At 42.3% G+C, this 21352-nt stretch carries 15 protein-coding genes and 4 tRNA genes; 9 read left to right on the forward strand and 10 right to left on the reverse strand.

Features of this window, described 5'->3' with window-relative positions:
* Positions 1 to 51: 51 nt before the first annotated feature.
* The 3 genes from glyS to GFH30_RS01635 form a co-directional block, all read right to left on the reverse strand.
* The gene (gene glyS / locus GFH30_RS01625) at positions 52 to 2121 is read right to left on the reverse strand and encodes a glycine--tRNA ligase subunit beta (RefSeq protein ID WP_153370532.1); all 2070 of its coding nucleotides are present in this window, start codon (positions 2119 to 2121) and stop codon (positions 52 to 54) included.
* Positions 2121 to 3104 (reverse strand): glycine--tRNA ligase subunit alpha, encoded by a 984-nt coding sequence (glyQ, locus tag GFH30_RS01630; protein WP_153370534.1) that lies wholly within the window; start codon positions 3102 to 3104, stop codon positions 2121 to 2123. The genes glyS and glyQ overlap by 1 nt, the downstream gene beginning before the upstream one ends.
* Positions 3105 to 3213: 109 nt before the next feature.
* A complete protein-coding gene (locus GFH30_RS01635; RefSeq protein WP_153370536.1) occupies positions 3214 to 3678 on the reverse strand; it encodes a hypothetical protein in 465 nt (154 codons plus the stop codon).
* A 274-nt stretch (positions 3679 to 3952) separates the two neighbouring features.
* On the opposite strand from GFH30_RS01635, the gene GFH30_RS01640 reads away from it, so the two are divergent.
* The gene (locus GFH30_RS01640; protein WP_153370538.1) at positions 3953 to 4753 is read left to right on the forward strand and encodes a transglutaminase-like domain-containing protein; all 801 of its coding nucleotides are present in this window, start codon (positions 3953 to 3955) and stop codon (positions 4751 to 4753) included.
* Positions 4754 to 4843: 90 nt separating this feature from the next.
* Here the strand turns inward: GFH30_RS01640 and GFH30_RS01645 are convergent, their stop codons facing one another.
* Positions 4844 to 5113 carry a PspC domain-containing protein gene (locus GFH30_RS01645; protein WP_153370540.1) on the reverse strand — a complete coding sequence of 90 codons (270 nt, stop codon included), beginning with the start codon at positions 5111 to 5113 and terminating at the stop codon, positions 4844 to 4846.
* Positions 5114 to 5451: 338 nt separating this feature from the next.
* Between GFH30_RS01645 and GFH30_RS01650 the strand changes: the two genes are divergently transcribed.
* Positions 5452 to 5991, forward strand: a complete 540-nt coding sequence (locus tag GFH30_RS01650; protein WP_153370542.1) for a hypothetical protein — start codon at positions 5452 to 5454, stop codon at positions 5989 to 5991.
* Between the two features lie 67 nt (positions 5992 to 6058).
* Here the strand turns inward: GFH30_RS01650 and GFH30_RS01655 are convergent.
* From GFH30_RS01655 to GFH30_RS01680, 6 genes are all read right to left on the reverse strand, one after another.
* Positions 6059 to 6134: transfer RNA gene (locus GFH30_RS01655), tRNA-Lys, on the reverse strand.
* A 259-nt stretch (positions 6135 to 6393) separates the two neighbouring features.
* Positions 6394 to 6469 (reverse strand) — tRNA-Lys (locus tag GFH30_RS01660).
* A 61-nt stretch (positions 6470 to 6530) separates the two neighbouring features.
* Positions 6531 to 6606, reverse strand: a tRNA-Lys gene (locus GFH30_RS01665).
* Positions 6607 to 6628: 22 nt separating this feature from the next.
* Positions 6629 to 6704, reverse strand: a tRNA-Lys gene (locus GFH30_RS01670).
* Between the two features lie 195 nt (positions 6705 to 6899).
* A complete protein-coding gene (locus tag GFH30_RS01675) occupies positions 6900 to 8741 on the reverse strand; it encodes a long-chain-acyl-CoA synthetase (RefSeq protein ID WP_153370544.1) in 1842 nt (613 codons plus the stop codon).
* 173 nt (positions 8742 to 8914) lie between these two features.
* Complete coding sequence (locus GFH30_RS01680) at positions 8915 to 12361, reverse strand: Rne/Rng family ribonuclease (protein WP_153370546.1); 3447 nt, start codon at positions 12359 to 12361, stop codon at positions 8915 to 8917.
* 769 nt (positions 12362 to 13130) lie between these two features.
* Here GFH30_RS01680 and GFH30_RS01685 point away from each other — a divergent pair.
* The 7 genes from GFH30_RS01685 (at position 13131) to GFH30_RS01715 (ending at position 21289) form a co-directional block, all read left to right on the forward strand.
* On the forward strand, positions 13131 to 14099 hold the full coding sequence (locus GFH30_RS01685) for an RluA family pseudouridine synthase (RefSeq protein WP_153370548.1): 969 nt from the start codon (positions 13131 to 13133) through the stop codon (positions 14097 to 14099).
* 494 nt (positions 14100 to 14593) lie between these two features.
* Positions 14594 to 15262: an HAD-IA family hydrolase gene (locus GFH30_RS01690; protein ID WP_153370550.1), complete on the forward strand. Its 669-nt coding sequence runs from the start codon at positions 14594 to 14596 to the stop codon at positions 15260 to 15262.
* 409 nt (positions 15263 to 15671) lie between these two features.
* Positions 15672 to 16469, forward strand: a complete 798-nt coding sequence (locus GFH30_RS01695) for a 2-keto-4-pentenoate hydratase (RefSeq protein ID WP_153370552.1) — start codon at positions 15672 to 15674, stop codon at positions 16467 to 16469.
* Between the two features lie 15 nt (positions 16470 to 16484).
* On the forward strand, positions 16485 to 17387 hold the full coding sequence (locus tag GFH30_RS01700; RefSeq protein WP_153370554.1) for an acetaldehyde dehydrogenase (acetylating): 903 nt from the start codon (positions 16485 to 16487) through the stop codon (positions 17385 to 17387).
* A gap of 10 nt (positions 17388 to 17397) precedes the next feature.
* Positions 17398 to 18417, forward strand: coding sequence for a 4-hydroxy-2-oxovalerate aldolase (gene dmpG, locus GFH30_RS01705; RefSeq protein WP_153370556.1), 1020 nt, complete (start codon positions 17398 to 17400; stop codon positions 18415 to 18417).
* Positions 18418 to 18905: 488 nt separating this feature from the next.
* Positions 18906 to 20150: an OprD family outer membrane porin gene (locus GFH30_RS01710; RefSeq protein ID WP_153370558.1), complete on the forward strand. Its 1245-nt coding sequence runs from the start codon at positions 18906 to 18908 to the stop codon at positions 20148 to 20150.
* Positions 20151 to 20428: 278 nt separating this feature from the next.
* Positions 20429 to 21289, forward strand: a complete 861-nt coding sequence (locus tag GFH30_RS01715) for an alpha/beta fold hydrolase (protein ID WP_153373329.1) — start codon at positions 20429 to 20431, stop codon at positions 21287 to 21289.
* Positions 21290 to 21352 lie beyond the last annotated feature (63 nt).

Here is a 21352-nt window from a genome sequence, read left to right on the forward strand (position 1 = left end):
TGTGGAATAAAAAACCCGCTCTAAAGCGGGTTTTTTTATCAGCTAAATTTCTTAGTGCTGTAACACTGAAATATCGGCCACTTTCGTAAACAAATCACGAAGCTGAGCAAGCATACGTAAACGGTTTGCTTTTAGGTTAGCATCATCAGCCATGACCATTACACTGTCAAAGAACGCATCAACAGGCGCACGTAGCGCAGCTAAAGCAGACAATGCAGCAGTGTAGTCTTTCGCAGCAAATAACGGCTCAACCACTGGTGTAACTTTCGCAAGTTCAGCGAACAATGCTTTTTCAGCATCTTCAACTAAGTTTGCTTCAACCACATCACCTTCAGGTGCAGCTTCTTTGGCAAGAATATTCGCAACACGCTTGTTGGCAGCAGCAAGAGCGGCAGCTTCAGGTAAGTCACGGAAGTGATTCACCGCATTCACACGCTTATCAAAATCAAGTGGAGATTTTGGTGACAACGCTTGAACCGCTTGAATCACATCAACTGCAACGCCTTGGTCTTCGTATTTCGCACGGTAACGACCTTCAAGGAATGCAACCGCATCCGCCAAAGTCTTGTCGTGATCTTTAATTACATCGCCATAAGCAGCAAGTGCAAGTTTGATCAAATCTTCGATTGAAACATCAAGCTCGTTTTCAGTCACAAGACGCAAAATACCAATGGCAGAACGACGAAGTGCAAACGGGTCTTTCGAACCTGTAGGCGCTTGACCAATACCAAAAATACCAGTCAACGTATCTAAACGATCCGCAAGGGCAACCGCAGTACCTGTTTTGGTTTTTGGTAAAACGTCACCTGCGAATTTAGGTAAATACTGCTCACCTAAAGCCTCAGAAACTTCATCATTTTCGCCTTCAAGACGTGCGTAGTAAGTACCTGCAATCCCTTGAAGTTCAGGGAATTCACCCACTAATTCAGAAGTTAAGTCACATTTTGCAAGCAGGGCAGCTTTTTCAGCGTCTTCCGCTTTAGCACCTGTGATTTTGGCAAGTTCAACAGCCAATTTCGCAATACGTTGTGATTTATCCCACAATGTACCCAATTGTGCTTGGAACACCATGTTTGCCAATTTCTCTTTACGCGATGCAAGCGGTTGCTTTTGATCTTGTAGGAAGAAGAATTCAGCATCCGACAAACGTGGACGAACCACTTTCTCGTTACCTTCAATAATTTGTGTCGGATCTTTCGACTCAATGTTTGACACAGTAATGAAGTATGGTTGAAGTTTATTGTCGCTGTTCACTAAGCAGAAGTACTTTTGGTTGTCCTGCATGGTGGTAATTAACGCTTCTTGCGGTACAGCAAGGAAACGTTCTTCGAAGCTGGCACGAAGTGCAACAGGCCATTCAACCAAGGCAGATACTTCATCACGAAGATCCGCAGGCACGATTGCAATGGCATTGACTTCATCAGCAAGCGCTTTGACTTGTTGGTCAATCATCGCTTGGCGTTCTTCAAAAGATGCCACAACGTGCGCTGCTTTAAGCTTGCTTAAGTATTCGTCTGCATGCGTTAACGTAATCGCTTCAGGTGCATGGAAACGGTGACCATAAGTCACGTTACCTGCTTTATGATCTTGAATCGTTGCATCAATGACAGCATTGTCTTTTAGCAATACCACCCATTTTACAGGACGTACGAATTCAGTACGGCTTGCCGCAGAACGCATACGTTTAGCGATTGGCAGGTTGTCTAAAGCTGCTTGTAAAATTTGCGGTAAAAGCACATCAAGGCTTTGACCTTTGACATCTTTTAAGTAGCAAACTTTTTCAACTTTACCCGCTTGGAACGTTGAAACTTGATCAACCGTAATGCCTTGACCACGCATAAAACCTTCAAGAGCGCGTGTTGGTTTGCCTTCCGCATCAAACGCAGCTTGTTTAGCAGGACCATCAAAACGTTTTTGTGTGTCTGCTTGTGCGCCATCTACATTGACAATTTTAAGTGCAAGACGACGTGGTGCTGCATAGGCTTCGATGCTATCGAAAGTTAAGCCTGCATCTTTTAAGCCTTTTGCTGTTTCAGCATGTAAAGCATCACGTAATTTTTTTAAGCTTTTTGGTGGAAGTTCTTCACAGCCTAATTCGAACAATACTGTATGTTTAGACATTATTTGCTCTCCTTAGATTCAACTTTTGCTTCGGCTTCAACTTGTGCTTTTAATTGCGCTAACACTTCGTCACGTAGCTCAGGTTCTGCCATAGGGAAGCCAAGCTTCGCACGTGCAGCCACATAACTTTGCGCAATCGCACGCGCCAAAGTACGTACACGTAGAATATAACGTTGACGTTCAGTCACCGAAATTGCACCACGCGCATCAAGTAAGTTAAAGCTGTGTGATGCTTTAATCACTTGCTCATACGCAGGCAGTGGAAGTTCAGCGTCAATCAAACGCGTTGCTTCAGCTTCGTAGAAGTCGAACAATTCAAACATTTTTTCAACGTTGGCATATTCGAAGTTATAGGTCGATTGTTCCACTTCATTTTGATGGAACACATCGCCATACGTCACAGTACCGAACTGACCTTTTGTCCAAACCAAATCGTAAACAGAGTCGACACCTTGTAAGTACATTGCAAGACGTTCTAGACCATACGTGATTTCACCTGTCACAGGGTAGCATTCAACACCGCCCACTTGCTGGAAGTAAGTGAACTGAGTCACTTCCATACCGTTTAGCCATACTTCCCAACCAAGACCCCAAGCGCCAAGTGTTGGCGATTCCCAGTTGTCTTCGACAAAACGAATGTCGTGTACAAGTGGGTCAATGCCAATTGCTTTTAGCGAGTCAAGATACAACTGTTGAATGTTGTCTGGGTTTGGCTTTAATACCACTTGGAATTGGTAGTAATGTTGCAAACGGTTTGGGTTTTCACCATAACGACCATCTTTCGGACGACGTGACGGTTGAACGTAAGCGGCGTTCCAAGTTTCAGGACCAAGCGCACGAAGGAAAGTTGCAGTGTGGAATGTCCCTGCACCCATTTCCATATCGTAAGGCTGCAAAATCACGCAGCCTTGTTCAGCCCAGTAAGTTTGTAAGGCAAGAATTAAGCCTTGGAAGGTATCAATATGCGATATGGCGCGACTCATGGTCATCCACTTAAAATTAGAGAAAAATTGTGCTTAATTATAAGGATTTTGTGGGGGAGTGGCAAAGCTTCTCTACAAAATACATCGGGCTAATTTTAGCAGGGATGATTTAACGCGAAATGCTTGGTTTAGATGGGGCGTGCTTGCCTAAACTCCTCACGCACAAATAGATAAAACTCAAGATGACGCCAAAACCAAAACAAATAATTTCAACATCTAATGTCGATGATTTTTCTGCAGAATGTTGAAGTGATTCAAACAATAAAATGTAGCTAAAGCCTGTCATCGAACATGTCATGATCACACTAAGTAAATGAAATTGATTCAATTTTCTTATAATATTGAAGAATATATATAAAGGCACAAAGATAAATATGAAATAAAATACTGAATAAACCACGATATCTGCGGTCATTTCAACGAACAATTGACGTTGATGCTCGCCCCCTAAATCGAAGCTTGGTAAAAGAATAGCAATGGTTTTTGCGCAGAGACCGCCAACTAGGGCAAGGCTTAAGTATCCTGCAAGTTTATTTCGGCTTAATATAATCGGTTGATGGAGACGTAAAAACACATATGCCTTCTTTTTTTATTGGATATTTTTATAAGGTTTAAATTAGCAGAAGTTTTAAGCACTTCAAAGCATTAAAAAATCAGGAAAACGATGGATGCGTTACTGAAAATAATAAGCGAAATAAAAACCAAGATGATACATAAAGCACTTTGCAATCAGGTGCTGACTTCAGCAAAATCAGACAAAAGATAAATGATTTTGAATGCGGTATTGCATCGAAATTCGTTTAATCTTGGGTGATATTTTTAATTGATGAATAACAACAAGGATTATCATGACAACGTGTAAAATTCATTGCCAATTACACTACAAGATTGTCCAAGCCACCGAATTTATTTTCTTAGTACACGCCGCACATCATCCAGATCAAACCATTATTAATGAAACATTAAGCTTTAATTTGCCGTTATCCTCTCGGGCATTTCAAGATGCATGTCACCACAATCGACATACGCGTATGCATGTTGAACCTTGCGAACGATTTGAACTGAACTATAGCGCAATTGTCCAATTGCATCCGCAAGTGAGTCGTGAGTTACAGCAGCATTTTAATGAACTCAATGTTACGGACTTGCCTGATGAAGTATTGCCGTATTTACTCAGTAGTCGCTATTGTGATGCCGACGCATTGATGGATATGGCGCAGCGTTCTTTCGGTTGGATGACAGCGGGCTATGCGCGTGTTAAAGCGATTGAAGAATGGATTTATCATAATATTTTTTATGTATCGGGTAGCTCAAATCCGTTGACCACCTCAACTGATGTGTTGGTACAGCGCGCAGGCGTGTGTCGTGATTTTGCCCATTTAGGCATTGCGCTGTGTCGTGCTCTTGGTATTCCTGCACGTATGGTGGTGGGCTACGTGGATATTGAAAAATTCCTACCTGACTTTCATGCTATTTTTGAAGTGTATTTGGATGGCGGTTGGGTTTTATTCGATCCCACACGCTTAGCGCCCGTTGAAAATTTAGTGCGTATTGCCACAGGTGTAGATGCCAGTGATGTTGCCTTTGCGACGTTTTATGGCGAAATTGAACTCCTGAAAATTGAACCGCTCATTACATATACGCGTTAAGATGATTGGAAGTATAAATTAAGCAAAAAAAAGCTGTAACTTTAGGGGAAAAGTCACAGCATAAACTGGAAAAAAGTAGAGTACGTAGCCTTATAACGGGTCTTTATTAACAGTACGCATCGGGTTGTAATGTGCATTTGAAGTGTGTGCAGCATGTTCAAGCACGCGTTGTTGCTTAGGCATCACTAACCATAAAACCAGATACACCAAAATTCCTGGAAATGCGGCACTCATGATCGAGATCACCACAAAAATGATACGGAGTAAATTCGCATTCCAACCAAAACGTTCAGCAATACCACCCATTACACCAGCAATCATGTTCGAGCGTTTTGAGCGATACAGACCAACATTGGCCATCTAAGTCTCCTTTAAATAAGTGAATCGACATTTGATTCATATAACTTAAATGGAGATAAGCCTCATTTTTTAAAGGAGTGCATTCAATAAAAAACGTTACTTTATGTAAGTAAAGATTAATTATTATTCACGGAATCTTTACCATAGACTTAAGTATATTGAATTACATAAAAATTTTACTGTAACTTTATAAAAGTAACATTCAACGGCGTGTTCAATGGTTGAAATTAATGAAATTAAATAACGTATATTTCAGAATCAGACATTCGCTTCATATGGTCATGTTCGGGCTCAGTGTTATAAGCATCACGGCGTGTAATTATGAAGTAGAAAAACCTATGAAAGACACTAGCGCAACGAATGATCAAGGTGTGTCTATTTCGGATGCCAATGTTGAGCCATCTTCCAAAAAATTAACCGAAGTGGCAGGGCATTCCAATTTCCCTGTCGATGAACAGATGGCGATTGCACCTGTTGCTGATTATGCGATCGACTTTGTCGGGCGTTATTATGCCAAAGTGAACTGTAATGATGGTTTTGCACCCTGTTCAGCAGGGACAGCTGAGTTTGTTTTAACCCTACTTGCAGATGGTACGGTATATCGCAGTATTATACAGCATGGTAAAGTTTTCACGTTTAAAAATGAAATTCAGGATGCTAAAGCGACTTATCGAAAAGATCATTGGGAAGTCAATCCTGCGCGGACGGAACTCATCGTTCATCGTAAAGAAGGGGTTGATATTTATTATGATATTCAAGATAACTTGCATTTGGTGATGAATGTTGAAAAGACCAGACGTTCAAATCCAGCAGAGAAACTTTTAAAACTACCTACGGTTTCATATGTTTTAAAGAAAGATAGCGACAAAGACGGGTAATTTTTAAAAATTGAAAAAAGAGCAGGGGATGTGTGGATATAGAGCCAGAGCTATATAAAAAGGAAAATGGTGGGTTGTGTGGGGCTCGAACCCACGACCAATAGATTAAGAGTCTACTGCTCTACCAACTGAGCTAACAACCCTGAGAAAATTTTAAAATAACATTTTAAAATTTTTGCAAGACAAGCGAAGCGTGTAGTTTTGAATACGAGGCAATATTTTCATCTAAAATTTTTCAGATCAAATACTTAATCCAGTAAGACAAGAATAATACTTCGCAGCATCGCTATCGCAAAATTTCGAGAATGGCAAAAGACATCAAAGTTGATGTTTAGTCTTGGTCGGAATGTTTGCAGGTTTCGTGTTCTTCGCATGCCGGAAGAAAGAAGCCTTAAGAAAGAATGGTGGGCCGTCCGCGACTCGAACGCGGGACCAATGGATTAAAAGTCCACTGCTCTACCAACTGAGCTAACGGCCCATTCTAAAGAACGCTTTATGCTAAAGCTAAAAAAGCTTCATGTCAGAAGCTTTTTAAAAGATGGTGGGCCGTCCGCGACTCGAACGCGGGACCAATGGATTAAAAGTCCACTGCTCTACCAACTGAGCTAACGGCCCATCTTTAGGGTTTCAAAATAAGTGGTGGGCCGTCCGCGACTCGAACGCGGGACCAATGGATTAAAAGTCCACTGCTCTACCAACTGAGCTAACGGCCCTTAACCAACATCTAAGCAGGGCTTAAATGTGCAGTGTAAGGAAATAAAATATTTCTTAACACCACTTTGTTTTGATGGAGCGTATTGTAGCAAGATATGAATCGAGCGCAAGTGAAAAATAACAAAGTTGCCTATGTTTGATTATAAATCCAACAAATAGGGTTTATGTACACAAAAAATAGGCAACTTTAGTGTTTAGAAACGATATTCATAGGCATGAATGTTGGCAAAAACCTCAGCAGAGACATCGCAATAGGCATCTTGACCTGGGAGCAGCACCAATAATCGTTCATCCGTTTGACTTGGATCAAAGGCTTGTTCTTTGAGCTTATTTTTCTGATATTTAAAGGTTCCAGTGGTTTCAACCTGCTGTTGTACACGTAAAAAGACCGGAACAGCATAAGCGGGTAGGCATTGTTTGAAGCAAGCGACCATTTTTTTCAAATCAGTATCATCAAGCTGAGTGTCCGGCTTTAAAGTAATGGCCGCCATACCGGCACGACCATTGGTATTTGGAATTTCAACGCCATACACCACCGCTTCTACAATTTTATCGTATTCCGTGAGCATGTTTTCAACTTGAGTTGTTGAGACATTTTCACCTTTCCAACGGAAAGTGTCGCCTAAACGATCGACAAATTGCGCATGACGGAAACCGATATCGCGAACTAAATCCCCTGTATTAAAGAATGCATCACCTTTGGCAAAAACATCTTTCATCATCACCGATTTATTTTTTTCAGGGTCGGTATAGCCATCAAAAGGCGAGCGATGGGTAATTTTACCAATCAGTAAACCTGTTTCACCTTTTTTAACTTTTTTACACCAACCCTTGGCATCACGCACCACTTCATTTCTTTCTTTATCAAATTCGATAATGGCATAAGGAGTCGGTGAAAAACCAACGGTATTGTCAAAGTTGAATACATTACTAAAACCGACATTACCTTCACTTGAGGCATACAGTTCAAGCACTTCCTGAACACCAAAACGTGCTTTGAATTTGTCCCAGATATTCGGACGCATGCCGTTACCAATCATTTTGGTCACGCGATGACCTTTCTCAAGCTCAGATTCAGGTGCATCCATCAAATAACGACATAGCTCACCGACATAACCAATCGCGGAAGCATCAAATTTTTTCACATCTTTCCAGAATGAAGATGTAGAGAACTTACGACGAATGGCGAGTGTACCTGCACCTGCAATCACCCCACACCAACACACGACCATGCCTGTGGCATGATAGAGCGGTAGGGTACAATACATGACATCGTCTTTATTCAGGTTCAGTACATGCCCATAAGTGCCATAGGCGAGCGTCCAACGGCTATTGGTAAAGATGACGGCTTTGGGTAAGCCTGTTGTGCCTGAAGTGTAGATATAAAACAGACCATCTTTGCCTTGTACCGTTTGCGTGGTTGCGACATTGAATTTTGCAAAAGCATCACAGGCTTCAGCAAGGTTAATGAAACCCTCTGGTGCTTGACCTGGGTCAAGCTGCGTATTTTGATCGGCAAACCAATGCAGGCGGTCAGCGGCAACATTCAGATCATCACGAATTTCATCGACAGCATGATGGCATTCGTCACCTGTGATGACGGCAATTGGTTTCACCAAGTTAATACTGTGGGCTAAGACTTTACCCACCTGTGAGGTATTGACTAATGCAGAGGTCACACCAATTTTGGCTAAGCCCAACACACTTGCAACCAATTCAGGGCGGTTTTCGACCATGACGGCAATCACATCACCTTTTTTTGCCCCAAGTGATAAATAGAAATGCCCAATTTGATTGGCCCATGCATTCAGTTCAGCGTAGGTGTAGCTTTGATCTTCGAAACGTAAGGCTACACCCTCAGGATGACGTGCAGCAGCTTTTTCAAAAGCCAGTCCTAAACCTGCAGGTGAATTGGGGGTACGTAAATAAGCCTGTTTTAAACCACTCAATAAATTCGGCACTTTTGATAAAAAAGCAGGAATTTTGGCTGCAACATCAGCAATACCAATCAAATCATGTTGTGTATTTTGGCTCATGGGAATCCTATTTATATTCTCGTATCCAATATGCTCATGGTGTCTAAAAGTATGGGCAATTTATCTTTTAATCGTTTCTTGCTAGTGCAATCAACCTATTTTGACCAAATTTAGCAAAAAAAACCTAGTCACCGAAATGACTAGGTTTTTTTATATTACTGCAATTTGGCGAATTAAGATTCGGTTGCAGTATTGGCTTTCTTCGGAGGACGACCACGTGGACGACGTGGACGAGCAGGGGATTTCTCTGCTTTCTCTGCATCTGATTCTTCAGTTTCTACTGAATTATCAGTCACTTCTGAAGCTTCATCAGTTGCGGCAACCGTTGCCTTTTTAGGCTCTGTGGCTGCTTTCTTTGGTGTTTCAGCAGCGAGGTTTGCTTCAATGACTGCTTCTTGAACAACAGGTGCAACATTTTCGCTTACATTTGCAGGCGCTGATTCAGCAACCGTTGACGTAGATGTTGTCGCTTCTGCTGCAGTTTCCGAAGCAGGCGCTTCTACATGTGCAGTAGGTGCAGTTTCAGCTTGCGCTTGTTTCGCTTGCTCAAGTGCTTGTTCAGCAGCTAATTTTGCTAGGCGACGACGCTCACGCGGGTCATTTGCAACACGTTTGTCTGACACTGGTTTTGGCGGTGTTAAGTCTAAAACCGGTGCAGGTTCAGCTTCAACTTTTGCAACAGTTACTTGAACATCACGCGTCACCGGCTTTTTCTCTTCAGCAGGTACAGCATTTGCTTTCAAGCTTGCATTGTATTGCTCAGTAAATTTAAGCAATGCACGGTTGAAGGTTGGGAGTAAACCAAACTGTTCAATGAGTACTGAACAATCTTCACCGTAAACCTGACGAATCAAGCTACCGACTGTGTACTGCGCTAACGTCGGTACTTGTGATGGTGGCACTTGCACAACTTGTGGCTGTGATGCTTGTGCAGCACGACGTTCACGACGACGTTGACGCGGATCGTTACTTGCACGAACCACCTTGTCTTCTTTTGCAGCTGTTGGTTCAACAGGAGCAGCTGTTTTTACATGGGTAGCCACAGCAACTTCAGGTTTTACTTCTGGTGCAATCACTGGTGCTGGAGCAGCAGCTTTCACTTCAGGAGCAACGGCAGCAGGTGCTGTGTTCAGTGCAACGATTTCACTGTTTGCTTGATCAATATCAATGATCATGGCAGTTTTGAGCACGTCTTGACGCGGTACATCCACCAATTCAACACGAATTGGTTTTTCGTTTGCAGCAGGCGCTTCTGCAACAACTGGAGCAGCATTTTGCTGTACAGGTTGAGTCGCTGCTTGATCATTCAACACGCTTTGATCACGATGTCGTGTTGGGCGTTCAGGACGCTGTTGATTACGACGATCACGACGTGGCACAGCTTGGTGTTCATTGTTTTGAACATCATGGTGTTGCTGTTGTGACTCGTTGTTGTGACGGCGACCGTTACGTTTGTTTTCACGCGCTTCTTGACGCTGTTCTTGACGAGAAACCTGAACCACTTCTTCAACAACTTGATGCTGTGGCGCAGCCGTTTCAGTTTGAACCGTTTGTTGCTCACGTGGTTCTTTGTGCTTGTTGTTACGTGGTTTTTTGTTGTTGCGCTGTGATTTCTCTTCACGCTCTACAGATTTCTCTGCATAGTCACGTTCTTGCTTATGTGCAACTGTTGATGGTGCAAGATACGCATTGTTTGCAGGTGCAGCAACAGGGTGCTGTACAGGCGCTGCCACAGGTTGAACAGCAGTATGTGCAACAGGTGCAGCTACTTGACCGAACTGACCACGGCTCACCGCACCGCCATTCACCATTTGCTCAATTGCAGCAGCTGCATTGTTTGCAGTGCGAGATTGGTCTACAGTCGCCGCTTGTTTTTGTACAAACAAGTTTTCTAACCATGCACATGGGCTGCTTGAAGCCACTTGCGCTTGAGCAGGTGCTTGTTGTACGACTTGCTGTTGTGGCGCTTGGTTTTGATTTGGATTGTTGTTGCGACGTTTGTTGTTATGTTTCGCATTGCTTTGCTGAGCAGGCGCAGCCGGTGCAGCAATTTGTACATTTTGCTCACCTTCTAAATGCCACTCAGAAGACTCATAACCCAATTCTTTTTCGCTAGAACGTGTTGCTTCAGTACGTTCATAGCTAGTTGGCGCAAAGCCTTCAGGGTTATACGAGATTTCGTAATGTGGTGTTTCTAAATGTGGATGCGGAAGTACAGTCACACGCGTGCTTGAAGTTTGCTCAAGGTAAACCAAGCTGTGACGTTTTTCATTCAATAAGAATGCCGCAATTTCAACAGGCACTTGAACTTGAACTTCACCATGACGTTCACGAAGTGCAATCTCTTCCACTTTACGCATAATCGAAAGTGACAATGAGCGTAAGTCACGTACCATACCTGTGCCATGACAGCGTGGGCAGACATAACCTGTTGCTTCTTCAAGAGAAGGACGTAAGCGTTGACGGCTCATTTCCATTAAGCCAAAGCGTGATAATTGACCGAATTGGATACGGGCACGATCGCTTTGTGTTGCTTCACGAAGTTTCGCTTCTACCATACGTTGGTTGCGATCTTTCGTCATATCGATGAAGTCGATCACGACTAAACCACCGATATCACGTAAACGCAATTGGCGGGCAATTTCTTCAGCAGCTTCTAAGTTGGTGCTAAGCGCAGTTTCTTCTACGTCATGACCACGGGTTGATTTTGCTGAGTTGATGTCAATTGAAACCAAAGCTTCAGTTTGGTCAATCACAATTGAGCCGCCTGAAGGAAGTTTCACTTCACGTTCATAAGCAGTTTGAATTTGGCTTTCAATCGCGAAATGCGCGAACAAAGGTTCATTCAACGTATAGGTTTTGAGTTTGTCTAATTGAAGCGGCATCACAGCTTTAACAAAGTTATATGCTTCGTTATAGGCTTGCTCAGAATCAATTAAGATTTCTGCAACATCATCACGTAGATAGTCACGAATCGCACGTGTTACCACGCCTGCTTCTTGATGAACCAACATTGGTGATGGACCAGAACTTGCAGTCGTTTGGATTTGCGCCCAAAGATCAAGCAAGTGTTGCAGGTCAAGTTGAAGTTCTTCTTGTGAACGACCGATACCCGCAGTACGTACAATCACGCTCATTGCGCGAGGTACATTTAAAGACGCCAACATTTCTTTCAATTCTTCACGAACTGAACCTGAAATTTGACGACTAATACCGCCACCTTTTGGGTTGTTTGGCATAAGAACCAAATAACGACCTGCAAGTGAAATAAACGTTGAAAGGGCAGCGCCTTTGTTACCACGTTCTTCTTTTTCCACTTGAACCAAAAGCTCAGTGCCTTCAGTGATCAATTCACGGATATTAGATGTTTGGCGAGGGTCTGCTTTGTAGTAGCTGTTTGCAATTTCGCGCATCGACAAGAAACCTTGACGACCTGCACCATATTCAACAAAGACAGCTTCTAAAGAAGGTTCAACGCGAGTGACGTGACCTTTATAGATGTTCGATTTTTTTTGTTCACGGGTACGATTCTCTAAATCAAAATCGTAAAGACGCTGACCAGTGACGAGTGCAACGCGAATTTCTTCAGCATGTGTTGCATTAATCAACATACGTTTCATGGGTGTAACACCTTATAGTGATACACAACAAAAAATCGCTATTCACGTAGCGAACATCATACAGTACGGATCAATGGCCCAGATCGGCAATGAACTTCATTGTGCTCTGAGTCTTTTATTACCTGCCTCTACTCTATATAGATGGGCTTCGGTGTTTTGATTCACGTATTGATGATGGCAATACGGCTTCAATCCTTAAACGATTAAAGTCACCTGAACGTTTCACTGGCGGACGAGCGGTGCATTGGATGTGTGTAACTTTCACTGTCACGTTGCTCGAAGATCCTCTCTTCTTTATAGATAGAGCGTCTTGATACGGAATTATCGTCGTATCTTTACAAACTGTGCAGATCCAATGCATCAAACGCTGTAGCCTGAACGCGTCTTCAGGGTGCGACTAGTCTGATGTGTATCAGTTTACGTTTAAAAACCAACAAAGTTGGCGACATATTTTTCAGACAAACTGATTTATGTACCTGAGGTACAATTAAACGCAACAGTTTGCTTTTTTGCCGATATAATAAGCCTTCGGCGTCGGCATAATTCTTTTGGGACCTTTGCGTAAATGTGAATGTTTTATTGAATGATCATGCTCAGTCAAAAACTGAAGCAATCCCATCTTTATTCACAAACGATGGTTTCCGTGCGCTGACTATATCAAACCTTGCATCATCTGCCTATGGGCTAAGCTTATGTTTCTTGTGTAAAGCATAGCCTAAATGATCAGTTTTTAATCAAATTTAGTTAATTTTTAGGTCTCAGTAACTGTATGAATTCTACGCAACAATGGCAAAACGTCACTTGGTTTGAAGTGGATGAGCACCAAGATGGACAGCGAATCGATAATTTTCTGTTTAGCCGTCTCAAAGGCGTGCCAAAAAGCCGCATCTACCGATTGATCCGTGAAGGCCAAGTTCGTGTTAATAAAAAACGTATTAAAGCGGAAACCAAACTTGCCATTGGCGACCAAATTCGGGTTGCTCCAATTCGTTATGAAATAAAAGAAGAAACGGACGCGCCTGTGTCAGACAAAGTGGCACAAAGCTTACTGAGCCGTATTGTTTATGAAGATGAAGGTTTGATGGTCGTCAATAAACCTTCAGGTATTGCAGTGCATGGCGGTAGCGGTGTGGCATATGGCTTAATTGAAGGCTTACGTGCAGCGAGTGGCAAAAAGTATTTAGAACTGATTCATCGTATTGACCGTGATACGTCAGGTCTAGTGATGATTTCTAAAAAACGCAGTACGCTGAAATTACTCCAAGACTTACTACGCGAACATAAGATTAAAAAGACCTATGTGGCTGTGGTTAAAGGTCAGGTAAGTTTAGACAAGCAACTTATTAATGCTCCATTATTGCGTTATGAATTAGCCAATGGCGAACGTCGTGTGTGCGTGTCGAAAGATGGTAAAGAATCGAAAACACAGTGGAATGTGCAAGAACGCTTTATGCATGGCACATTGGTGCATGCATCACCACTTTCAGGCCGTACCCATCAAATTCGTGTCCATGGTTTGAGTATTGGTCATCCTTTAATTGGTGATGATAAATACGGTCATGAAACGACATATAAAGGGCCTAAGCCACGTCGTCTGTGCCTTCATGCGATGCGTTTAGAAATTCCGGGTTATGCACCTATTGAAGCACCGATGCCTGAAGATATGCAAAGCTTGGTTGCGCAGCTTCGTGCGCAAAAGGCGGATAAGGTTATTACGTCTGTAGAAGATGATGAGTGATTTCTAATTAATTCTCTCCCTAGGTAGCATAGCTGCGAAAGTCTCTATTCTTGCACGTCGTTTAAAGCAGTGCTTTAAACGCGTTCAGGAGAGGGGAAGTTGCGATAGATGATCGAGTTGATTAGTCCAAGTAAGCTCATCTAATTATCGCTATTGCTATCCCGAATTTGAAAAATAATGGAAGCTCCCTCTCCTGATAGGAGAGGGCTGGGGAGAGGTAAAAGTAAAGCACAGCCGCATTTTGTAATTTTCAATCTAAATTTGATCGTGTAGGCGGTGTCTTACTTTTGACGGGTCAAAAGTAACAAAACCCTTTTGTTGATCTGATGGCATGTCCCTATGCCACAGATCAACGGCGACATCCTTGTCGCCATTGAGTAGCTAATAGTTGTTGTGATATCACAACAAAAGTTATTTTGTAATAGAACTCTCCCTCCTTTTTTAAAGGAGGGTTGGGGTGGATTTAAACCGAATCAAATAAAGGAAAACCTGAGATGAACTCACCTGTAAAACTGGTTATTTTCGACTGGGATGGCACTTTATTTGATTCAGTCAGTCAGATTGTGGCAAGTCTACAGTTCGCAGCTAAGCAATTTCATCAGCCTTTAACCGATGCTGATGCCAAAAGCATTATTGGATTGGGTTTGCCTGAAGTCGCAAAGCGCTTATTCCCCAACGTACCTGAGTTACACGCGGGTATTTTGCAAAGTTATTCAGATCACTACGTGGCGAATTCAACTGACAATGCGTGGTTTACAGGCGTTGCGGAGATGTTGGCTGAATTAAAAGCGCAAGGTGTCAAACTTGCCGTGGCAACGGGTAAAAGTCGTAAAGGTTTAGACCGTGTTTTAGCGCAAACAGAAAGCCAAGATATATTTGAGATTACACGAGCTGCAAGTGAAACCAAATCGAAACCTGATCCGTTGATGCTAGCTGAGATTTTGGCGGCAACTCATGTTAAGGCATCAGAAGCAATTATGGTCGGTGATACCTCTTATGATCTAGAAATGGCGCGCAATATCGACATGCCGCGTATTGGTGTGAGCTATGGTGTACACACAGTTGAAACCTTGGCACAGTTCGAACCCTTAGCAATTGCACATGATGTGCAAGCATTACATCAATTGCTTATGGCGAAAGTTCAATGGAAACAAGCCATTTAATTCAGTATTTTGTTTGAGCTTTTATGAATACATCTGAAATTACTTCAAGGTGTATTCATTCGCTTGGGCATTGAGGGCTTTGGTCTAAGATTTTAGTCTAAGATTTGAGTCGTATGGATTTTAATCTATCTGCTTTATGCTTGAATTAGGTGTAATCCGCCTGAATTTTTTTATTAACCTTTTGTTTTTAATTAAAATAAATCAAAAATATTAATAGATAATAGCTATTGATAAAAATAAAATAACTATTGGTATAAACCTCCCATTTTTCCGATGCTTAGACTGTTTATTTATATGCTTGCTTTGAGAAAAGCAGTCACATGGACTGTCGCAGGGCATCATTTTCATGATTCCAGCCATCTTCAAAGCGTCAGCATACGTCTTATTTTTGCAGTTTAAGGAAACATTGATGTCGAATTCTGCTGTTGTTGAATCTGTTGCTTTGGCACTTCGAGAAGCTGAACGCTCACAAACTGCGATTGCGCCCATTCGCCCACAACTTGGTGGTGAAAGTGCCGATGTAGATATCGCGTATGCGGTGCAAGAAGCCAATACGAAACGTGCTCTTGCTGAAGGTCGTCGTTTAGTGGGTCGTAAAATTGGCTTAACTTCTGTTGCTGTTCAAAAGCAATTGGGTGTGGACTCGCCTGACTTCGGTATGTTGTTTGCAGACATGGCTTTTGGCGATGGTGAAGCAATCCCTGCAGGTCTTTTGATTCAGCCGAAAGTTGAAGCTGAAATTGCATTGGTGCTTAAAGCAGATTTGACCCAAGAAAAACACACTTACGCAGATATTATCAGTGCAACTGACTATGCATTGCCTGCGATTGAAGTGGTCGATAGCCGTATCGAAAACTGGAAAATCTCATTGATTGATACCGTGGCTGATAACGCATCTTCTGCAGGTTTCGTCTTGGGTTCTAAGCCAGTCAAACTTGAAAATCTTGATCTTGTAAACTGCAAAATGGTCATGACGCGTGGTGATGAAGTCGTGTCTCAAGGTGTTGGTAGAGCATGTCTTTCTAACCCGCTCAATGCAGCGGTGTGGTTGGCGGATGAAATGGTTCGCCGTGGTCGTCCACTCCTTGCAGGTGACATCGTATTGACCGGTGCGTTAGGTCCAATGGTTGTTGCACATCCAGGTGATGAATTCAAAGTAGAAATCGAAGGCTTTGGTTCTGTAGTTGCTGTATTTGCTGCTGAATAATTGAGAAGAGACATCATGAAAAAGATTAAATGTGCCTTAATTGGTCCAGGGAATATCGGTACAGATTTACTTTACAAATTACAACGTAGCGAATGGCTAGAGCCAGTATGGATGGTGGGGATTGACCCAACATCTGAAGGTCTTGCTCGTGCTGCGAAAATGGGTTTAAAAACCACCGCGGAAGGCGTGGATGGTCTTCTTCCTCACGTACTTGAAGATGACATCAAAATTGCATTCGATGCGACGTCTGCATATGTACATGCTGAAAACAGCCGTAAGTTGAACGAACTTGGCGTGTTGATGATTGACTTAACACCAGCTGCAATTGGTCCATTCTGTGTACCACCAGTAAACTTAGCAAGCTTGCTAGATTCTGGTGAAGTGCAAAACGTCAACATGGTGACCTGTGGTGGTCAAGCAACCATTCCAATGATTGCTGCAATTGCGAGTGTTCAACCTGTGAACTATGGTGAGATCATCGCGACTGCTTCAACGAAATCAATTGGTCCTGGTACACGTAAAAACATCGATGAATTTACCCGTACCACAGCGAGTGCGATTGAAAAAGTCGGTGGTGCGAAACAAGGTAAGGCCATCATCATCATTAACCCAGCTGAGCCACCAGTGTACATGCGCGATACTGTTCACTGTCTTGTTGAAGGTGAGCCTGATCAAGCTGCTATCACCAAAGCAGTGCATGCGATGATTGAACAAGTTCAGAAATACGTACCAGGTTATAAGCTTGTGAACGGTCCAGTATTTGATGGTAACCGTGTATCAATCTTCCTTGAAGTGGAAGGTCTAGGTGACTACCTACCAAAATATGCCGGTAACCTCGACATTATGACGGCTGCCGCTGCACGTACTGCAGAAATGTTCGCAGAGCGTTTAATCGCATCACAAGTTGCTGAAGCTTAAGGAGCAGACCATGTCTAAAGTGATTATTAATGATATGACACTACGTGATGGTATGCATCCGCAGCGCCATCAAACGACTGTTGAGCAAATGATTGCCATTTCAACTGCATTAGATGATGCAGGTGTGCCTTTAATTGAGGTGACACATGGTGATGGTCTTGGCGGTAACTCAGTGAACTACGGTTTTGCTGCTGCAACAGATGAAGAATACTTGTCTGCTGTTGTGCCACGTATGAAAAATGCCAAAGTGACTGCATTGTTACTCCCAGGCATTGGTACGGTTGATCATTTAAAAATGGCACACGAAATTGGTGTATCAACCATTCGTGTTGCGACGCATTCAACTGAAGCAGACTGCTCTGAACAGCACATTACTGCTGCACATAAACTCGGTATGGACACTGTGGGCTTCTTGATGATGGCACATATGGCTTCACCAGAACGTCTGCTTGAAGAAGCGAAAAAGATGGTTTCTTACGGTGCTAACTGTATCTATGTGACGGACTCAGCAGGTTACATGTTGCCACAAGATGTGAAAGATCGCGTGGGTGCTTTACGTCAACACTTCGATTCAAACATCGAAATCGGTTTCCATGGTCACCATAACTTAGGTATGGGTGTTGCCAATACGGTTGCTGCTGTCGAAGCAGGTGCAATTCGTGTCGACTTGGCATCCGCAGGTTTAGGCGCAGGCGCAGGGAATACACCACTTGAGTTATTCGTTGCTGTTGCCAACCGTATGCAAATGGAAACTGGTGTAGATCTATTTAAAGTACAAGATATTGCTGAAGATTTAGTGATTCCAATGATGCACAATCCAATTCGTGCGGATCGTGATGCGGCAACTTTAGGTTATGCTGGTGTTTACTCGTCATTCCTATTGTTTGCTAAACGTGCTGAAGCGAAATATGGTGTTTCTGCGCGTGAAATCTTATTGGAACTTGGTCGTCGTGGTACTGTTGGCGGACAAGAAGATATGATTGAAGACTTGGCATTGACCATGTCTAAAGCGAAAGAAATGAATGCATAATTTCATGTGAACTTATGTGAACTCAAAAAAGGCACCTTAATCTAGGTGTCTTTTTTGTTTGAAAGACTAAATTTTTTATAAAAATATAAAATACAAATACTTAATTCAAAAAAAATGAGTTTTAAATGTGATGTTTGATAGGTTGAAAGTATGATGTGATATGTTTAATATATTAATTAATTATTCAAGTTATTTTTTTGAGTATTTGAGTTAAACATAAAACAGCTAAGTCATTCGCATTTCACCGCTTTTAATTGCAATGAAATAACAAATACTGTGTGAATCTCATGCTTTGTAGACGCTTGCCTAAGACGTCTGCAAATTTTTGTTATTACATAAAACTCTTAAAGCCATGTGAAGGGCTTATCTTAAGTCCCCAAAGATAGTGGGAATGATGACCTTTTTTAATACTGTAGTCTGATTTCTATTCGCTGTGAGATTCAGCATCATAGCGAGATAGCTCAATCTGATTATCAAGGAAGATGAACATGATCCGTCAGAATTTATGGATAGCAATTTTAGCTGCAACTGCAGCAACAGGGACAACTGCAACGTATGCAGATTTTGTGGATGATAGTCAGGTTCAGCTTAAATTTAAGAACTTCTATTTAGATCGTCAGATTAAAGATGCACCTCAAAATAACTGGGGATCATGGTCACAAGGTATCACTTTAGACGCAAAATCGGGCTACCATGATATTGGTGGTGGTATTCAAGTCGGTGCAGACTTATTGGTGCAACATGCCTTTAAATTGAATGGTCGTGACAAGAATCCAGATTTTGTTTTGCCACACGATGGCAAAAAATCAAAAGATCAATTTGGTAAAGTTGGTGCGACTTTAAAAGCGAAAGTATCTGAAACTGAGCTTCGTGTGGGTGAGTTACTCCCGATTTCGCCTGTACTCACTTACGATCCAACCCGTCAGTTGGTGACAACCTTTAGCGGTGCATGGTTAGAATCGAAAGACTTAAAAGATACCAAATTGACTTTGGCTTATGTCGATAAAATTAACAACCGTTATGACAATCAATTCCGTGACTTAACTTTATTCACGCCACCTGCACATTATGATGATGGTGCTGAATCTGACGGGATGATCATTGCGGGTGTTGATCATCAATTTACCCCTGAACTTTCAGCAGGCTATTGGTTTGCAGATGTACAAGATATTTACCAACAACATTATGTGGGCACTGCCTATAAAACCAAACTTGGTGAAAAAGCCAAGTTAGATAGCCATTTACGTTACTTCGATACAGCAGATTCGGGTAGCCGTTTATATGGTCATCTTGATAACCAAGCGATTTCTGCAAGTGCCAAAGTCAATTATGGCGCGCATACTGTGGGCTTGAACTACCAGCAAATGATGGGTAATAGTGCATTCCCAACATTAGGCGGTTGGGTGCCAGCAGCATATTTAGCGAATTGGGGCGTAGCAACTTTCACGCAAAAAGATGAAAAATCAGTAGGTATTAGCTATAACTATGATTTTGCTGAGCTCGGTGCAAAAGGTTTAAATGCAACTGCGGTTTACTTCACAGGTTGGGATGCTGAAGTGAAAGGTGATAAAAACCAAGATTCAGATGAGCTTAACTTAGTCGTGAACTACACCGTACCTCAAGGCAAGCTGAAAGGTTTAGGTTTCCAAGCGATGTATATCGATGCAAACTTTGACTACAAATCTGATTTGCAAGAATACCGTGTAGCGACCACCTATACCTATAAATTCTAAAATTGGCTATACAAAAAGAGCGATGCCGAGCCATCGCTCTTTTGTTTTAGGTGTCATGATTTTGATGAAAATTAATGCTGGATAAAAACAATAAATTTAATAAAAATCATTAACTTAATTTATAGATAATAAGTAGTGTGCAATCGCAAATTTGTATCAGTTAGTGTGCTTTGAACCGTTAATATAAGTGTGTAAATCGATCATTTTTATTGCGTTACTTGACGTTGAACTCTAGCGATAGATGGACACGCAAGCTAAAGATTGTATGAGGACTTATGATGAGCACTGTTCAAATCCCTGACTATAAAACAGATCCATTCTTTGGCTTAGAAGACAAATGGATTGAAACAGCAGAAGGTGAACTCACCCATTACCATGAAATTGGTGAGGGTACCCCAATTCTATTTTTACATGGTTCAGGTACAGGTGTATCTGCAGCTGCAAACTGGTGGTTAAACCTACCTTCAATTGGTGAGCAAGCACGTTGTATCGCGATTGATACGATTGGTTATGGTCAAACTGTTGTTGCACCAAATACTGCGTACGGTATTCGTGCGTGGGTCGATCATGCGGTTCGTACCCTTGATGCATTAGGCATTGAAAAAACATGGTTAGTGGGGAACTCACTCGGTGGTTGGCTTGCTTTCCAAATGGCGCTTGATTATCCAGAACGTATTTTGGGGATCGTGTCGATGGGTACGGGCGGTGCGAAACAAACCGCAGCTCTAAAAGCGCATGCCAACCCAGTATTAACTGAAGAAGGCATCAAGAAAACCTTGTCTATGTTTGTGGTCAACAAAGACTTGATTACGGATGAATTGGTCAAAGTACGTTTTGCTTCTGCGGCAAATGACTATGCATCAAACCGTTTGATGGATGTGGTTGGCGCACGTGACCGTGACCGTTTCGAATTCCCACTCGACTTTGAAAAAATGAAAGACATTACCGTACCTGTGCTTTTAATTCACGGTACACAAGATGTGGTGATTCCTGTATCACGTTCATGGGACATCTTAAACGTTGTGCCAAATGCAGATGCGCACATCTTTAGCCAATGTGGTCACTGGTCACAAGTGGAGAAATCAGAAGAATTCAACACAGTGATTAAAAACTACCTTGCAGTCCATGGCGTAAAATAAGACTGAAGTCGTTGAAGAAGGATGGCACATGCCATCCTTCTTTTTTTGCGAAAAGCATAACGC

The sequence above is a fragment of the Acinetobacter wanghuae genome (genome assembly GCF_009557235.1).
Taxonomy (GTDB): domain Bacteria; phylum Pseudomonadota; class Gammaproteobacteria; order Pseudomonadales; family Moraxellaceae; genus Acinetobacter; species Acinetobacter wanghuae.

What these genes read in the sequence shown, in the direction of transcription:
- glyS (WP_153370532.1), bottom strand. Translation starts at nt 2,121, where the DNA reads ATGTCTAAACATACAGTATTGTTCGAATTAGGCTGTGAAGAACTTCCA.
- glyQ (WP_153370534.1), bottom strand. Translation starts at nt 3,104, where the DNA reads ATGAGTCGCGCCATATCGCATATTGATACCTTCCAAGGCTTAATTCTT.
- GFH30_RS01640 (WP_153370538.1), top strand. Translation starts at nt 3,953, where the DNA reads ATGACAACGTGTAAAATTCATTGCCAATTACACTACAAGATTGTCCAA.
- GFH30_RS01645 (WP_153370540.1), bottom strand. Translation starts at nt 5,113, where the DNA reads ATGGCCAATGTTGGTCTGTATCGCTCAAAACGCTCGAACATGATTGCT.
- GFH30_RS01650 (WP_153370542.1), top strand. Translation starts at nt 5,452, where the DNA reads ATGAAAGACACTAGCGCAACGAATGATCAAGGTGTGTCTATTTCGGAT.
- GFH30_RS01675 (WP_153370544.1), bottom strand. Translation starts at nt 8,741, where the DNA reads ATGAGCCAAAATACACAACATGATTTGATTGGTATTGCTGATGTTGCA.
- GFH30_RS01680 (WP_153370546.1), bottom strand. Translation starts at nt 12,361, where the DNA reads ATGAAACGTATGTTGATTAATGCAACACATGCTGAAGAAATTCGCGTT.
- GFH30_RS01685 (WP_153370548.1), top strand. Translation starts at nt 13,131, where the DNA reads ATGAATTCTACGCAACAATGGCAAAACGTCACTTGGTTTGAAGTGGAT.
- GFH30_RS01690 (WP_153370550.1), top strand. Translation starts at nt 14,594, where the DNA reads ATGAACTCACCTGTAAAACTGGTTATTTTCGACTGGGATGGCACTTTA.
- GFH30_RS01695 (WP_153370552.1), top strand. Translation starts at nt 15,672, where the DNA reads ATGTCGAATTCTGCTGTTGTTGAATCTGTTGCTTTGGCACTTCGAGAA.
- GFH30_RS01700 (WP_153370554.1), top strand. Translation starts at nt 16,485, where the DNA reads ATGAAAAAGATTAAATGTGCCTTAATTGGTCCAGGGAATATCGGTACA.
- dmpG (WP_153370556.1), top strand. Translation starts at nt 17,398, where the DNA reads ATGTCTAAAGTGATTATTAATGATATGACACTACGTGATGGTATGCAT.
- GFH30_RS01710 (WP_153370558.1), top strand. Translation starts at nt 18,906, where the DNA reads ATGATCCGTCAGAATTTATGGATAGCAATTTTAGCTGCAACTGCAGCA.
- GFH30_RS01715 (WP_153373329.1), top strand. Translation starts at nt 20,429, where the DNA reads ATGAGCACTGTTCAAATCCCTGACTATAAAACAGATCCATTCTTTGGC.